Here is a 15,174-nt window from a genome sequence, read left to right as displayed (position 1 = left end):
CCGTGTCCGTCTCAGGTTGTAGGGGTGGGGCTCTCCCGACCTCCTGAAGGTGGAGGAGGCCGGGAGGGTCCCGGTGCCTTCAGCCGTCCGCGCCCAGGATCAGGCCCGAGGTGGGGACGCCGGTGCCCGCGGTCACCAGGGTGGTGGCGGCGCCCCGGACCTGGTTGACCGAGGTGCCCCTGAGCTGCCGGACGGCTTCGGCGATGCCGTTCATGCCGTGCAGGTACGCCTCGCCGAGCTGCCCGCCGTGGGTGTTGAGGGGGAGGGCGTCCGCGGCGACGTAGTCGGCGGCCTCGCCCGGGCCGCAGAAGCCGAACGTCTCCAGCTGCATCAGCACGAACGGCGTGAAGTGGTCGTAGAGGATGCCGACGTCGATGTCGGAGGCCCGCAACCCGCTGGTCCGCCACAACTGACGGGCGACCACGTCCATCTCCGGCAGGCCGGTGAGGTCGTCGCGGTAGAAGCTGGTCATGCCCTCCTGCCGGCGGCCCGCGCCCTGGGCGGCGGCGGTGATGACGGCCGGCTTCCGGCGCAGGTCCCGGGCGCGCTCGACCGAGGTGACGACCAGGGCCTGTCCGCCGTCCGTCTCCTGGCAGCAGTCGAGCAGGCGCAGCGGCTCGACGATCCAGCGCGAGGCGGCGTGGTCGGCGAGGGTGATCGGCTTCCCGTGGAAATAGGCGGCGGGGTTGTTGGCCGCGTGGCGGCGGTCGGTGACGGCGACGTGCCCGAAGGCCTCGGGTGTCAGGCCGTACGTGTGCAGGTAGCGCTGTGCGGCCATGGCGACCCACGAGGCCGGGGTGAGCAGTCCCCAGGGCAGGGACCAGCCCAGTGCCGCTCCCTCCGCCGACGCCTCCCGGTGCTGCACGCCCGAACCGAAGCGGCGGCCCGAGCGCTCGTTGAAGGCCCGGTAGCAGACCACGACGTCGGCGACCCCGGTCGCGACGGCGAGGGCGGCCTGCTGGACGGTGGCGCAGGCCGCGCCGCCTCCGTAGTGGATGCGGGAGAAGAAGGACAGCTCGCCGATCCCGGCCGCCTGGGCGACGGTGATCTCGGGGCTGGTGTCCATCGTGAAGGTGACCATGCCGTCGACCTCGCCGGGGGTCAGGCCCGCGTCGTCCAGAGCCGCGTGCACGGCCTCGACGGCGAGCTTGAGTTCGGATCGGCCGGAGTCCTTGGAGAACTCGGTGGCACCGATCCCGACGATGGCGGCGCGGCCGCCGAGTGAGTCGCGGTTGCGGACGCTCATGCGGTCACCTCGGCCGTGACGGTGCCCGTGACGTGGTGGCCGATGCCGTTCGCGCCGACGATCCTGATCTCCACCGTGCGGTCCTGGACGGCGGTCACCGTGCCGGTGAGCGTCATCGTGTCCCCGGGGTAGTTGGGGGCGCCGAGGCGGATGGCGACCCTGCGCAGCACGGCGCGGGGGCCGAGGTGGTCGGTGACGTACCGGCCGACCAGGCCGTTCGTCGTCAGGATGTTCATGAAGACGTCCGGGGAGCCCTTCTCCCTGGCGAGCTCCGCGTCGTGGTGCACGTCCTGGTAGTCGCGGGAGGCGATCGCGCCGGCCACGATCAGCGTGCGGGTGACCGGTATCTCCAGGGGCGGCAGGGTGTCGCCGACCTTCATGCCTGCTCCTTCGCGGGGGTGGGGGCGGCGGCGAGGACCTCGCCGAGTTCGGCAAGCAGCTCGGCGCCGCAGCCCAGGTGGGCGGCCAGCTGGCGGCCCCAGAGGAAGTGCCGGTGGACCGGATGGTCCAGGTCGGCGCCCATGCCGCCGTGCAGGTGCTGGCCCGCGTGGACCACGCGGACGCCCGCCTCCGCCGCCCACCAGGCCGCGGTCAGCGCGTGCTCCCGGGCCGGCAGCCCCGCGTCGGTGCGCCAGCCGGCCTCGTACGCCGTGACCCGGATGGCCTCGGTGTCCATGTGGGCGTCGGCGGCGCGCAGCATGACGCCCTGGTTCGAGGAGAGCGGGCGGCCGAACTGCTCCCGGGTCGAGGTGTACGCGACGGCCCGGGCCAGCGATCCGGCGCAGACGCCCGCCTGGAGGCCGGCGAAGGCGGTCCGGGCTGTCGCGAGCACCTCGTCGTAGGCGCCCGGGCCACCGAAGGGCTCCGCCGCGGTGCCGTCCAGGGTGAGCCGTCCGGCGGCCCACGGGGCGGTCGTCTCCACCGGCTCGGTCCGCGCGTCGGCGGTCCGTACGAGCCACAGCGCCCGGTCGTCGTCCGGGACCAGCACGTGCGTCGCGTCGCGCAGCCAGGGTACGGCCGGGACCGTGCCGGTGAGCCGGCCGTCTGCGGCGCGGACCGTACCGCGCGCGGGGAAGGCGCCGGTGGCCACGGCCGTGCCGTCGCCCAGGGCGGGCAGCAGCTCGGCGCGCTGCGCCTCGCTGCCGTGGCGGGCGAGGGCGAGGATCCCGTACACGGCGGTGGCGGCGAGGGGGACCTGGGCGGTGGTGCGGCCCTGCTCCTCCAGCAGGAGGACCAGGCCGAGCAGGCCGACCTCCTCGACGGCCGCGACGAGGCCGGAGGTGCACAGGGCCTTCCAGAGTTCCGCGTCGGTGGCTGTGCCGGCGGCACCAAGGCGCTCGTGGCTGGAGAGGTCGCCGAAGATCTGCGCGGCGAGCTCCGCGGCGGCGCGCTGCTCCTCGGTCGGCGTGAAGTCCATCAGCCTTCGCTCCCTCGGAAGACGGGCAGTTCGAGGTCGTCGTCCACGCGCAGGAACTCCAGCCGGACGGGCATGCCGATGCGGACCTTGTCGTAGGGGACGCCGGTGATGTTGCTGATGATCCGGACGCCCTCGGCGAGTTCGACCAGGCCCACCGCGTAGGGCGGGGCGAAGGCCGGGAAGGGCGGGTGGTGCATGACGACGTACGAGAAGACCGTGCCCGTCCCGCCGGCCTCGACGGTGTCCCAGTCCGGGGAGCCGCAGGCGTTGCACCCCGGCAGCCAGGGGAAGCGGAGGGTGCGGCAGCCGGTGCAGCGCTGGATGAGCAGCCGGTGCTCGCGGACCCCGTCCCAGAAGCCCTGGTTGTCGCGGTTGACGACGGGGCGGGGGCGGCGGGGCCGGGGGGTGTCCTCCGGAGTGGCCCGGGCGGCCTCGGTTGGGGCGGTCTCGGTGGCCTGCTCCGCCCGGGCCTTCGGGCGTGCGGGGGCGTACTTGAGGATGCGGAAGCGGTGGGTGCCTGCCGGCTCGCCGCCGGCGCTCACGTCCATGCGGGTGGTCACGAAGTGCCCGCTGCCGAGCTTGGTCGTCTTGAGCGGGGACACGGACTCGATCACCGCGTGGAAGGTGATCTCGTCTCCGGGCCGCAGCGGGCGCAGGTACTCCTGCTCGCAGTCGGTGGCGACGACCGACGTGTACCCGGCGGCGTCCAGCAGCGCGAACAGCTCGTCGTAGGCGGAGGAACGGTCGGTGTGGCCGGACAGGCCGCCCATCGTCCAGGCCTGGAGCATCGTGGGCGGGGCGATGGCGTCGGCCCCGGAGTACGCGGGGTTGGTGTCGCCCATCGCCTCGCACCAGTGGCGGATCATGGCCGCGTTGACGGGGTCCTTGCCCCGGCCCGATTCCGCCGCGGGCCTGCCCTCGAACTCCTTGAGGAGGTCGTGGAGGCCGCCGGGGCCGCCCGTCTCCCCCTGCGGACGCACCGCTCGCTCCCCGCCGCTCACCGCTTCCTCCCCTTCATGCCGAGCCGCATCATGGCGACGATCTCGCGCTGGACCTCGCTCACTCCGCCGCCGAAGGTGTTGATCTGGGCGGCCCGGTTCATGCGCTCCAGCTCGCCGCCGGCGGTCGCCCCCGGCGATCCGGCCCGGATGAGGCCGGCCTCGCCCGTGATCTCCTGGCAGATCCGGTAGACCTCGACCGTGGACTCGGTGCCCAGGAACTTCACCCCGCTCGCGTCCCCCGGCGCCAGGGTGCCCGCGCCCACGTCCTGGACGAGGCGCCAGTTGAGCAGCCGTACCGCGGCGAGCCGGGCGTGCGCCTCGGCCAGCCGGGACCGCACCCAGGGGCGGTCGGCCGGGCGCTCGCCGGTGACCGGGTCGGGGGTGCGCGCGTGGGCGAGCGCGGCCTCGTAGAACTCCTCGGACTGCATCCCGATGGCGGCCAGTGCGACGCGCTCGTGGTTGAGCTGGTTGGTGATCAGGCCCCAGCCCTGGTTCTCGGCGCCGACGAGGTTAGTGGCGGGGACGCGGATCCCGTCGTAGTACGTGGCGGTCGTGGTGAGGCCGCCGACGGTGTCGATCGGGGTCCAGGAGAAGCCGGGGTCCTCGGTGGGGACGAGGATGATCGATATGCCCTTGTGCTTGGGCGCGTTGGGGTCGGTGCGGCAGGCGAGCCAGATCCAGTCGGCGTTCTGGGCGTTGGAGGTGAAGATCTTCTGGCCGTCGACCAGCCAGTTCTCCCCCTCGCGGACGGCCCTGGTGCGCAGCGAGGCGAGGTCGGTGCCGGCCTCGGGCTCGCTGTAGCCGATGGCGAAGACGATCTCGCCGCTGAGGATCCGGGGGAGGAAGTAGGCCTTCTGCTCATCGGTCCCGAACTTCATCAGGGTCGGGCCGACGGTGTTGAGCGTGACCATCGAGACGGGCGCGCCCGCGCGGTACGCCTCGTCGAAGAAGACGAACTGCTCGTCGGGGCCACGGCCCTGGCCGCCGTACTCCACGGGCCAGCCGAGGCCGAGCAGCCCGTCCGCGCCGATCCGGCGCAGGATCGCGCGCTGGCGCTCGGGGTCGTCGGCCGGAGGGGGACCTTCCGGCATCAGCTCACGGAAGTACGAGCGCAGTTCCGCGCGCAGGGACAGCTGCTGCTCGGTCGGGGCGAGGTGCACGGCGGGCGGCCTCCCGGACGTACGGGTGTGGATTTCTGACTCTCCGTCAGATCCCGTCCGGCTGTCAAGGAGTCTCCCCGTCCCGCAGCCCCGGGGCATGCGGAGGCGGGCACGCGGAAACGCCCGCGGGACCGGACCCCAGCCAGTCCGGTCCCGCAGGCGCTCACGGCTGGGACAGGGTTACCACCAGGGGTGGAAGTTGACCGCCACGTTGGAGTTGTTCTGGTGGATCGCGGTGAACGCGGAGCCGTTCACCTGAGCCGTGTTGTTCTGGTTGGAGGCACCGGAGCCGGTCGCGACCTGCTGCGAGGTGGACGAGTTGCCGTTGTTGTCGCCACCCACACCACTGCCGAGGATGCCCGCGACGCTCGCGTTCGATCCGTTGTCCGCGTACGAGCCGACCCCGATGTCGGCCTGCGCGACGCCGGTGAAGAGAGCGGCGGCGAGGGGCAGCGAGGCTACGGCGGCGATGACGCGGGCGGTACGGATGCTTGCCATGTTCTTGATCCTCCAGGGAGCGTAAGTACGGTGTGGCGCAAGGCAGTTGGCCGACCGCCCTGCTGTCTTTCCGTGCTGACGACGTCGCGAGACCAGAGTTGCCCACCGAATCCCCGGCGAACCACCCCGTTGTCCCCGATTCCCTCTCAAGCATGAGCAACATCGGATAAACCCCGGTCACGCCCCCAAACCGGCACTTCCTGGGCGGTCGAGTGCTCGAAACCCTTGTGCGGCAAGAGGTGAAGCGTTCCGTCGGCGTCCTGCTCCCAGGGCCTCGGCGCTCGTCCCGGCATGGCTCCCGGCGACCGCCTGCGGACCGCGCCCCGTAAGGGATGCGCCCCCTGTGCGCCCCGGCGCACCGCTAGGCGGTCAGTTCGTACCGCTCCGCGTCGGACGACACACCCGAGCTGCTGCGGCGCACCGCGGGGGAGGCGCCGTGGGCCTCGGCGCGGATCCGCTGCTTGATGGTCGGGGGCAGCGCGGTGCGGCCGGCACGGGAGCGGCGGGAGCGCCGGGACGACGGGACCCGTACGGAGGGGACGCCGGCGGCGACGCGGGCCGCGGGGGCCGGGGCGACGGCGGCCGCCTCCGCCCCGCGCGACCGTCCACGGAAGAGACCGAGGAGAACGGCGGCGACGGCGGCGAAGAAGGCGGTCCAGAACGAGGTGGCACGGCTGCTGGTCATGACTGCTCCTCGGGTCCCAAATTCCGACGGGCGGATCTGCATACATTCGTCATGATGTGCCCGCAACCCGCCCGCCCCCGCCCCCCACCCCGATCTTCCGACAAACACCACCCGCACGGCCCACAACACCCCCACCAGCCCGTCGGACCGCACGACCGACACCCCGCCGGCCTGAAACGAAGAAGGGGCGCCCCTCGACGAGGAGCACCCCTTCCGGACCGGCGCGGGCGCCGGTGTGCTGCGGTGGGTGTGGGATTTGAACCCACGGTGGCTTGCGCCACGACGGTTTTCAAGAGCGCTCCGGGACTCACCCGACCTAGGCCCTGACCTGGGAAGAAGCGGCTAGTCACACCCCGATTGACTTCACTGGCCCGCGCATGGCCCACAGCAGCTCCGGAAGGGCGGACCGGCGGATCCGAAAACCTGCCCACCGGACCGCCCTCCCTGCTTCACGCTCAGCGCGAGCGCCAGCCTTTCACCCCGTGGTGCCCATGAGGAACTTGCACCTCTGGTCCTGTACGTAAAGACGCCCGCCCTGCCGGTACTTGACGCGACACCCTGCGACGATCGAGGGCCGGCTCTTCACCATGGCCAAACGTGCCATGTAGAAGATATTGCTCTCGCTGTGCGCCTTCACCCGTATCGTCTCGCCCCACTGGTCCTTGGGGTCGAGGCGGGCCAGGTCCGCGTCTCGGAGGTTCAGTGCGAGTCCGTCGGTGTCATTCTTGTCGAACGCCGCATAGCGAGTGATCTTGATGGAGTCGGGGACCTCCGTGACCTCGGCCCCCACGACCTCTATGTCGTCCGATGACGTGTTCACCAGAACAGGGAACGCGAACCACAAGCTGTCGCCCGCTTGCGCCTTCTCTATACCGGTCTCGTACGACGCCCCCGGCCCAAGCGCCGTTCCGATGGCAGGGGCTTCGGCAGCACCACCAGAGCATCCTGTCGCGAAGACGGCCACGGCGACGACGAACCCACGGAACCTCGCCCTACCACGAGTAGAAGACGAGGGTGCCGGGCTGGCCGGGCCTTGCCTTGAACCCCCAGATATCGTGCCTGCCATTCTTAGTTCCTGTCGTGATGCGCTGCTTGTGATCTTGATCATATTGCGTGTATGCGCCGAGCGAAACGTTGAATGCGGTAGCCGCAATGGACTGCTTATAACTCCGCCCAACAGCCTGCTGGAAGAACGACCCCGGTACCACATATCCACGGAAAGCAGGGTTGGATCGATCATATGCAGCGGCCCCATCGAGGTGGCTCACATCGTGCCCAAAGATACCTGGAGCCCCTCCAGCGGGAATCCAGAAGCGCGAAGGAACAATACGTTCGTGGGAGCCCCGAGGTATTCCTCCGCAGTACCACGTCCGCCTCTGCTTGAGGTAGAGAATAGGAATACGCCAGGCCTTCGCAAAATAGGGCCCCCGGTTGGCGTAACCACTGCTGGACGAAGCTGGACCATTAAGGGTCCAAGACCCTCCGAGCGTCCAGTTGCCATTCGCCTTGACGGCCCAGTCAATTACAGAACTTACCTTGGTTTCATATTCGAAGCTCGCGTAGGCGTCCCAATTCGCGTGGGCCTCACCAACCGTCGTATAGCGAGCTTCAGAACCAAGATTCGTTGTGACCCATTCGCATTCGCCACTCGCAGAGCCGGCGTAGTCACTTACCTGCTGCGAACGAACATCGACACCGTCCACCAGGTACGGATTGAAATTCGTCGGCTCCGGACCGCTGTCGCTCTGCCATTCAGGAACCGAATCGCCGGATGCCGCATCACTTTCGACCTGCGCGGGGGATGAGTTATCCATCCCCGCCTGCGTCGGCGCCGCTTCCTGCCTGCCTTCAGGAAGAAGCGCCACCTTACGAGGAGCCGGGAACGTCGCGGCGATGGAGCTCGTCTTGACGGATTCGGATGCCGCAGCCGACATCATGTCTACGCCGAACATGTGGACGCCGGAGGTGGTCTGCCCGGCCGCGCTCGCCGACACCTGCACGATGCCACCGTTGGCATCAGCAGCAGCTTGCACTGCCGCAGGCAGCTGTGCAGGGAGCGTCAGCGACCACGAGCCGTCCCCAGCCGTCTTCGTCGTGCCGAGGTCGGGAAGATCGGTCGCCGACCCTTCGGCCTTCATGAGAGCCGGGTCGGCAGCCTCCACACGGACCGTGATCCCCGCGGCGGGCTGGCCATTGCCTAGCGTGAACGTGCCGGACACCTTCGTCGGCCCGCTGGGTGCGGTGGGGGTCGGGGCCGGCTCCATCGTGGCCAACGGCACCGGATCCTGCGGCAGGTCGCCGAGTGGCTTGTCGACGGTCTGGTCACTAAGGCAGGTATATGCGTCAGGCAGGATGTCGGTGGCTGGAAGGGCTGCCTGCACCTTGGAATCCGCCAGGGCCAGGGGTGATCCCGTGTAGCTCTTGACCGTGTCCGCGGCATTGGCATAGAGCGTATCGGGGCCCGGCATCCAGGCTTGGGTAGCACCAGTGAGGCCGCTAGCGATAACCGTCGGGGATCCCACCTGGGGGATGAAGCCGTTAGCGGTCGCTTTCTCGCTGTAGTTCCACCTTGTCACCTTCTCGTCGGAGAGGGTGTAGAAGGCACCGTTGAACCCCCATACATCGTCTGCCGTCTTGAGGGCTACAGCGAATGCGGTGGTGGCCGCGATGGGCTGGTCTCCCTTGGCGACAGTCCCATCGCCCATGGTGGGTGCGCTCTGGCTGAAGGCCTCGACGGCGCCCTCAGACGTGACCGCGAAGATCCGAGAGCCGCCGCCACTGGACCAGGTCCGCCCGTACGTTCCCCAACCGGCCCCGTAACTGCGGACCGGCGTCAGCAAGGCCCCGCCAGTCGCCGTGTTGTCCTTGTAGGACTGGAGCACACCATTGTCGATGGTGTAGAAGACGCCCCTGCCGCCGCCGAAGAATTTGGCGGTACGGGAAATGGAAGCCTTCTGTCCCATATCGACAAGTGGATCGTCGATACTACCCGCCTTCGGGGTCCAGTCGAGATACTTGTGCAGATATCGATACGGAGACGCGGTGCTGGTCTCCACCGCATACGTGTCCACCCTGGACGGACATGTCGCAGCAGATGCGGTGGACTGATCCGCTACTGCTGGTGCTGCCAGGACACCTAGCGCGAGTGCGGCCGTCAGCAACACGCGAATAGATTTCCCGGGCATAAAAGACTCACCCCTATATGTCATGTTCCCCTCCCCTAAGCGGCAGCGAATAGAGCGCGCCGGCGAGACATGAGAGCACGAGGCGATCTTGGACGCCAGGGGCTTTACCGGAACCCCCGTAGTCGATTTCTCGCCAAGGCCCGTCCGAATGGTCCCATTTATAGATCTCTGAGTAGTCGCATTTGAGGTTCGCCTGAGGGTCTGAGCTGGGAGCTTTCCCAAATCTTTACTGTCTCATATTGGTCAGAACAGAAAGAATGAACCCACCCAAAACCACACAGCAGGCCCCGTGTAGGTGATGCCACCGAGGGAGCCTTTCGCCCGCACCCCCAGCGCGGCCGCCGACCACTCCCCACACTTCAGCGAGCAATGCGCAGGACTCGGACGGGCCCCGGTTCGCCCCGCCGCGAGCAGCAGCTCAGGCGTAGGCCATCGCTCGCCGACGGCCGCTACACGCCTGCGAGCACAGAGCTCCAAGCGCTGGACCCGCCATGACCTGGATGTGATGTGCGCTACAAGCTCGCCGCGGCGGGCGGGCATTCGACTATTCCTCCCTGAGGGTTACGCCTGATCAGAGGCGGTCAGTCCCGCTCTTGATCTTGGGCTGCGTGGCCGCCCTGAGGCGCTCGGTGAAAGTTCTCGGAACGGGGATGAGTGATTCGGACTCGGTTTCGCTTAAGTGGGCGTCGGAGAGCAACCAGCCCTCTGGCACCTGGAGTTGGTGTTTAGCTTCGACAAGGGAACAGCCTGTGATCACTGCTGCGTCCTCCTCATGCCCGCACGCCGGGGGCCCGTGTGCGTGACGAGGCCGGGCTGGACCCGGGCCACGTCAGCGGGCTTTCCGTGCCGCCGTCGGCCCGGACGGCGACCTGGCCCCGCGGTGCGATGTCGAGGACGCCCCCAGCGACATCCGGCGTGCCCTGGACTGGGTCGCCGGCCATTCCCTGAAGGTCGCCGCAGCCGCGCGACCGGAGCACGTGCGCGCCGCGCTGACCGCCCTGTCCACGCTGCTGAACGGCAGCCTGCCGCCGAGAACACCGCCAACCGGAAGCGCATGGTGCTGAGCAACGCCTTTCGGTACGCCGCTGAGGAACGAGCCCTGCTCGTCCGCCACCCGTTCCTCGCGGTCGACTGGGCGGCCCCTGAGACCTCGGACGAGGTCGACTTCAGATTCGTCCCCGGTCCCGCGCTCACTCGCCGCCTGCTGGCCGCGGTGGCCGGCCAGGGTCCGCGCGGCGAGCACCTCGAGGCCTTCTGCGGCTGCGTCTACCACGCCGGCAGACGACCGGGCGAAGCTGCGGCACTGCGCGAGAAGGACTTCGTACTCCCGCCGGAGGACGATCCAGAGGCGTGGGGCGAGGTCCTCGTATCGGAGAGCCACGCCGAGGTCGGGAAGGGGTGGACGGACAGCGGGAAGTCCCACGACGTGCGCGGCCTGTAGCACCGCGCACGGAAGACCGTGCGGGCCGTACCGCTCCCGCCGGTCTACGTCCGGATGGTCCGTTCACACATCACCCGGTTCGGGGTCGCGGACGACGGACGCCTCTTTTTCCGGGCCGCACGCGGCGGGCGCCTCGCCTCGACGGAGTACAGCGAGGCCTGGGAGACGGCCCGTCGGGCAGTTCTCACCGCGCACGAAGTCGAGACGGCGCTCGCGGAAGTGCCGTACTGCCTGCGGCACGCCGGGATCTCCCTGTGGATCACGGTGGGCGTCGATCCCGTGGAGGTCGCCTACCGGGCCGGCCACAGCCTGGCCGTGCTGTACCGCTTCTACGCCAAGCTCCTCAAGGGCGGTTCGGCGCACGCCAACCGGCTGATCGAGCAGGGGCTCCAGGCGGAGGAGTAGCCGCGATCCTGGCCCACGGCTGGCCCACACGCACTGGTCGGAGGGGGTACACCGCCGACTCAGGGTGAGACACGGTGAACGACGAAGGGGTGCCCCTCCACGAGGGGCACCCCTTCTGACCAGCACGTTCTCTGGCCTGGTGCGGTGGGTGTGGGATTTGAACCCACGGTGACTTGCGCCACGACGGTTTTCAAGACCGTTCCCTTAGGCCGCTCGGGCAACCCACCCGTGCGCCGCCGGTGGGGCGGAGCGGGCTACAGCCTAACGGGTCCGGGGAGGGTCTTGGGGGCTCAGGAGGTCTGGGCCGTGTTGTAGATCGCCTGCGCCTCGGGACCGAAGTACGGGCCGAACATGCGGTTCGGGAGGAAGGTGTAGCCGAAGCTGTTCACCGAGACCTGGAGGCCGGTGCCCGTCGACTCGTTGAAGTTCGAGAACCAGGGGCCGCCGCTGGAGCCGCCGGTCATGTTGCAGCCCAGGCTGTGGTCCTTCGAGAACAGGAAGTCCTTGCCGCTGTTGCCCGAGCAGTACACCAGCTTGGACCCGTCGTACGGGGAGGCAGCCGGGAAGCCGAAGGCGTACATCGGCTTGTTGTAGCCGCCGTTGAACTGGATGCCCTGGGCCCCGACGACCGCGCTGAGCTTCTGTCCGTTCAGCGGCGCGACCACCGCCAGGCCGACGTCGTAGTTGATGTCCTCGCTGGCGACCCACTGGGGGGTCGCGAAGGTCTTCGTCGCCGACCACTGGCCGTAGGGTGCGTTGCCGTTGTCGTACGCCGGCACGAAGACCCAGTTGGTGTGCCAGGCGCCCTGGTACTTCACGCAGTGCCCGGCGGTGATCACCGTGCTGCCGTTCTGGCTGGTGACCGAGTCGCCCGAGCAGGAGGCCGTACGCCCCTGGAAGGTGAAGAACACGCGGCCCGAGGTGCGTACGACCGCCCCGCCGCCCGTCCACGCGCCGCCCGCCTGCGGGAACGCGGTCGGAGAGGCGGCGGCAGCCGAGGTGGGGCCGATCGTGGTCGGTACGCCCGCGGTCTTCGGGCTCTTGAGGACCGTCCCGGGCGCGAGCGTCAGGTCCAGCGGCTTGGCGGCGCGCATCCGTTCGGCCGTCCAGAAGCCCGCGGTGTGCTGCGGGCGGAAGGACGTGGGCGCATCGGCGGCACCGGCCGGCGCGGCCGAGACGATGCCCGCGATCAGTGCGCCGGCGGCGAGCAGGACGGATGCGGCAGTGCGATGGCGTCTCACGCATGACTCCTTCGGCCGTGCCCGGGGACCGGAGCGGTCCGGGCAGGGTGGGGGATGAAGAGCGGTGCGGATCGGCGTGCGGTACTGCGCTCGGCAGCGTGCCACGGCGACGCGTCGCTTGTCAGGAGCACGTCGTCTCAGTCTTTGAGATCCGGCCAGGGATTGGCCGGATCTCCGCGGTCATACGGTCAGAAGGACGCCCGCGTACGAGACCCCGGCGACGACCACCCAGGCACTGAGTCCCAGCAGCGCGGCCCGGCCACCCGTCCGCACCAGCGTCGGCAGGTGCACCGCGCTCCCCAGCCCGAACAGCGCAGCGGCCAGCAGCCCCTCCTGGGCACGGTGGGCCACCTCCAGCGCGAGCGGCGGCAGCACCCCCGTCGCCCGTACGAGCGCGGCGACCAGGAAGCCCGCCACGAACAGCGGCACCGGCGCCGGACGCTTCCCCGAAGCCGTACGCACCCCTGCCCGCCGGGCCCGCATCGCGAAGGCCACCGCGGCCACCAGCGGGGCGAGCATCGCCACCCGCATCAGCTTGACCAGCACCGCCTCCCCCAGCGCACCCGCCCCCGCGGTCTGCGCCGTGGCCACCACCTGGCCGACGTCGTGCACACTGGCCCCCACCCAGCGGCCGAAGGCCAGATCCCCGAGCCCCAGCGGCGTCTGGAGCAGCGGCAGTACGGCGATCGCCAGGGTCCCGCACAGCGTCACCAGCGCCACGGACGAAGCCACGTCCTCCTCGTCGCTCCCGGACACCTCGCTCACCGCACCGATGGCGGAGGCCCCGCAGATCGAGTACCCGGTCGCGATCAGCAGCGGCTGATCCCCCCGCAGCCCGAGCCGCCGGCCCAGCCACAGGGTGCCGAAGAAGGTGGCCGCCACCACTGCGAACACCATCGCGACCGTCCCCCACCCGAGCCGCAGCACCTGGTCCAGCCCGAGCCCGAGGCCGAGCAGCACGATGCCGATGCGCATCAGCCGGCGCCCCGCCAGCGAGAGCCCGGGCCTGCCGCGGCCCCGTACGAAGGCCCGCACCCGCGGCAGATGGGCGGCCGTGATGCCCAGCACCACCGCAGCAGTCAGCATCGGCACGGCAGGCACCAGCGCGTGCACCCCGAAGGCCAGCCCAGCACCCAGCACCGCGGTCAACAGCCCTGGCCAGCTTCGTGTTTCACGTGAAACAACCGCCGGCACCCGGTCGGCCGCTTCGGCGCGCGGACGGTTCAGCAGCGCCATCAGTCGGCCGGGAGGGTGTAGACGCGGCGGACGCTGCTGCCCAGGCGGGCTATGTCCGCGCCGTACACGTGAATGGATATCGCGGTGGCGGCGCAGGAGTTGCACACCTTGTGGATGTCTCCGGGCGGCGCGAAGCCGCAGACCTCCCCCTGGCCGTTGACCACTTCCTCGGTCGCGACCAGCCGGGCGGCCGTGCCCGCCCCGGGCGCCAGCCGGTAGCGCCGCTCGCTCTCCTGGCCCTGGTGGACCCCGGCCACGCACCACGACACATGGTCGTGGATCGCGGTCTCCTGTCCGGGCAGCCAGACCAGCGCCACCACGGAGAAGCTGCCGTCCGCCTCGGCGTGCACGATGTGCTGCCGGTAGCGGTCAGGGTCACCCTCCTGCTGTTCCGCGGTGAGCAGGTCCTGCGCGCCCAGATGGGGCGCGAGCCGCTCGCCGACCAGGTACGCGGTGAGGTCGGGGGCCAGGCCGCGGTCGGCGACCGTGCGGATCTCACCGATCAGGGCAGCCATCCGCGCGGTGACGCGGGCCGCGGGCCGGTAGGCCGGGGATGCCGTGGTGATGGTCATGTGGGCAGCGTCCTGCGCCCCTTCCATCACGTCCAACGCCAGTTTTGACCTGAATTCCCAAGCGGTGCTTATGGATCGGGGGCAGCCGGGCTCAGCATCCGACCCGGTTCGCCGCCACCCGGCGCAGCTCCTCCAGCACCACCGAGGTCGCGGGGATCCTCAGATGGTCGGCGTGAACGTACGCGGAGATGTGCCGGCGCGCGGCGGGCAGGAGCGCGCGACCGCAGACCCTGCTCAGCGAGAGTGACGGCAGGACCAGGGCGGGGGTCATCGCCACGCCCAGCCCCTGGGCGACCAGGCTCTGCACCACCAGGTTGTCGTCCGTCGCGAACACGATGTCGGGGACGAAGCCCAGCTCGGCGCACTCGTGCAGCAGGTTCGCGCGGCAGCGCGGGCACCCCGCTATCCACTTCTCCTCGGCGAGGTCCGCGAGGTGTACGGCCCTGCGCCGGGCCAGCCGGTGCCCGTGCGGCAGCAGGACGGTCAGCTGGTCCTCCAGGAGCCGGACCTCGGTGACCTCGTCCGGCACCTCCTCGTGCAGCCCGGGGTAGGTGAAGGCGAGGGTGATGTCGCACTCGCCCCGCTGGAGCCGGTGCAGGGAATCCGGCGGCTCGCCCTCCAGCAGCTCGACCGTGATGCCGGGATGGTCCTTGGCCAGTCGGCTCAAGGCCTCCGGCACCAGGGTGGCGTTGGCGCTGGGGAAGCCGCACAGGCGCACGCGGCCGGTGCGCAGGCGCGCGTACGCCTTCATCTGCTGCTGGGCGGCGGAGAGGCTGCCGAGGATGGTCTCCGCGTGCCGGGCCAGGGACTGTCCGGCGTCCGTGAGCTGCATCCGCCGGCCGACCCGGGTGAACAGCGGGGTGCCGACGGCGCGTTCGAGGGCCTTCATCTGCTGGGTGACCGCGGGCTGGGTATAGCCCAGCGCACGGGCGGCCGCCGAATACGAGCCGGTCGTCACGACCTCGTGGAATGTCCTGATGTGCCGTGAATCGAACACGCCCGAAGCATAAGCGGACGTTGGGAGGGGTCGTAGGCGGAATCCCGCCCACGACCCCTCCACTTCAGGACCGGCTCCGGCCCGGGGCCG

General features: G+C 70.0%; 15 protein-coding genes and 1 tRNA gene. 2 read left to right on the top strand and 14 right to left on the bottom strand.

Annotated features, from left to right (window positions below; genetic code table 11):
- Positions 1–79: 79 nt before the first annotated feature.
- The 9 genes from ACIF6F_RS11050 to ACIF6F_RS11010 all read right to left on the bottom strand — a co-directional run bounded on the left by ACIF6F_RS11050 (position 80) and on the right by ACIF6F_RS11010 (position 9,063).
- Positions 80–1,246 carry a lipid-transfer protein gene (locus ACIF6F_RS11050; RefSeq protein WP_399944329.1) on the bottom strand — a complete coding sequence of 389 codons (1,167 nt, stop codon included), beginning with the start codon at positions 1,244–1,246 and terminating at the stop codon, positions 80–82.
- Positions 1,243–1,626, bottom strand: coding sequence for a MaoC family dehydratase (locus ACIF6F_RS11045; protein ID WP_399944326.1), 384 nt, complete (start codon positions 1,624–1,626; stop codon positions 1,243–1,245). Before ACIF6F_RS11045 ends, ACIF6F_RS11050 begins: the two co-directional genes overlap by 4 nt.
- Entirely contained in the window at positions 1,623–2,663 is a 1,041-nt protein-coding gene (locus ACIF6F_RS11040; protein WP_399944323.1) for an acyl-CoA dehydrogenase family protein, read from the bottom strand. Before ACIF6F_RS11040 ends, ACIF6F_RS11045 begins: the two co-directional genes overlap by 4 nt.
- The gene (locus ACIF6F_RS11035) at positions 2,663–3,643 is read right to left on the bottom strand and encodes a bifunctional MaoC family dehydratase N-terminal/OB-fold nucleic acid binding domain-containing protein (protein ID WP_399944321.1); all 981 of its coding nucleotides are present in this window, start codon (positions 3,641–3,643) and stop codon (positions 2,663–2,665) included. The genes ACIF6F_RS11040 and ACIF6F_RS11035 overlap by 1 nt, the downstream gene beginning before the upstream one ends.
- Before the next feature lie 17 nt (positions 3,644–3,660).
- The gene (locus ACIF6F_RS11030; protein WP_399944318.1) at positions 3,661–4,824 is read right to left on the bottom strand and encodes an acyl-CoA dehydrogenase family protein; all 1,164 of its coding nucleotides are present in this window, start codon (positions 4,822–4,824) and stop codon (positions 3,661–3,663) included.
- Between the two features lie 180 nt (positions 4,825–5,004).
- Positions 5,005–5,322 carry a hypothetical protein gene (locus ACIF6F_RS11025; protein WP_399944316.1) on the bottom strand — a complete coding sequence of 106 codons (318 nt, stop codon included), beginning with the start codon at positions 5,320–5,322 and terminating at the stop codon, positions 5,005–5,007.
- Between the two features lie 361 nt (positions 5,323–5,683).
- Positions 5,684–6,007 carry a DUF6344 domain-containing protein gene (locus tag ACIF6F_RS11020; RefSeq protein WP_399944314.1) on the bottom strand — a complete coding sequence of 108 codons (324 nt, stop codon included), beginning with the start codon at positions 6,005–6,007 and terminating at the stop codon, positions 5,684–5,686.
- A gap of 475 nt (positions 6,008–6,482) precedes the next feature.
- The gene (locus ACIF6F_RS11015) at positions 6,483–6,971 is read right to left on the bottom strand and encodes a hypothetical protein (RefSeq protein ID WP_399944311.1); all 489 of its coding nucleotides are present in this window, start codon (positions 6,969–6,971) and stop codon (positions 6,483–6,485) included.
- A 28-nt stretch (positions 6,972–6,999) separates the two neighbouring features.
- Positions 7,000–9,063, bottom strand: a complete 2,064-nt coding sequence (locus ACIF6F_RS11010) for a hypothetical protein (RefSeq protein ID WP_399944308.1) — start codon at positions 9,061–9,063, stop codon at positions 7,000–7,002.
- Positions 9,064–10,246: 1,183 nt separating this feature from the next.
- Between ACIF6F_RS11010 and ACIF6F_RS11005 the strand changes: the two genes are divergently transcribed.
- The gene (locus ACIF6F_RS11005) at positions 10,247–10,633 is read left to right on the top strand and encodes a hypothetical protein (RefSeq protein WP_399944307.1); all 387 of its coding nucleotides are present in this window, start codon (positions 10,247–10,249) and stop codon (positions 10,631–10,633) included.
- Positions 10,634–10,651: 18 nt separating this feature from the next.
- On the top strand, positions 10,652–11,038 hold the full coding sequence (locus ACIF6F_RS11000) for a hypothetical protein (RefSeq protein WP_399944305.1): 387 nt from the start codon (positions 10,652–10,654) through the stop codon (positions 11,036–11,038).
- A 142-nt stretch (positions 11,039–11,180) separates the two neighbouring features.
- Here ACIF6F_RS11000 and ACIF6F_RS10995 read toward each other — a convergent pair.
- The 5 genes from ACIF6F_RS10995 to ACIF6F_RS10975 form a co-directional block, all read right to left on the bottom strand.
- A tRNA-Ser gene (locus tag ACIF6F_RS10995) sits at positions 11,181–11,265 on the bottom strand.
- A 63-nt stretch (positions 11,266–11,328) separates the two neighbouring features.
- Complete coding sequence (locus tag ACIF6F_RS10990) at positions 11,329–12,279, bottom strand: trypsin-like serine peptidase (protein WP_399944302.1); 951 nt, start codon at positions 12,277–12,279, stop codon at positions 11,329–11,331.
- 180 nt (positions 12,280–12,459) lie between these two features.
- Positions 12,460–13,515 carry a YeiH family protein gene (locus ACIF6F_RS10985; RefSeq protein ID WP_399944299.1) on the bottom strand — a complete coding sequence of 352 codons (1,056 nt, stop codon included), beginning with the start codon at positions 13,513–13,515 and terminating at the stop codon, positions 12,460–12,462.
- Positions 13,515–14,087 (bottom strand): cysteine dioxygenase, encoded by a 573-nt coding sequence (locus ACIF6F_RS10980; RefSeq protein WP_399944297.1) that lies wholly within the window; start codon positions 14,085–14,087, stop codon positions 13,515–13,517. The genes ACIF6F_RS10985 and ACIF6F_RS10980 overlap by 1 nt, the downstream gene beginning before the upstream one ends.
- Before the next feature lie 91 nt (positions 14,088–14,178).
- The gene (locus ACIF6F_RS10975) at positions 14,179–15,084 is read right to left on the bottom strand and encodes a LysR substrate-binding domain-containing protein (RefSeq protein WP_399944294.1); all 906 of its coding nucleotides are present in this window, start codon (positions 15,082–15,084) and stop codon (positions 14,179–14,181) included.
- Positions 15,085–15,174 lie beyond the last annotated feature (90 nt).

Origin of the sequence: Streptomyces sp. NPDC086023 (genome assembly GCF_044540325.1) — a bacterium.
In the GTDB taxonomy this organism is placed as follows: domain Bacteria; phylum Actinomycetota; class Actinomycetes; order Streptomycetales; family Streptomycetaceae; genus Streptomyces.
Note: the sequence above shows the minus strand (reverse complement) of the source record. Positions and strands in the feature narration are given on the sequence as shown.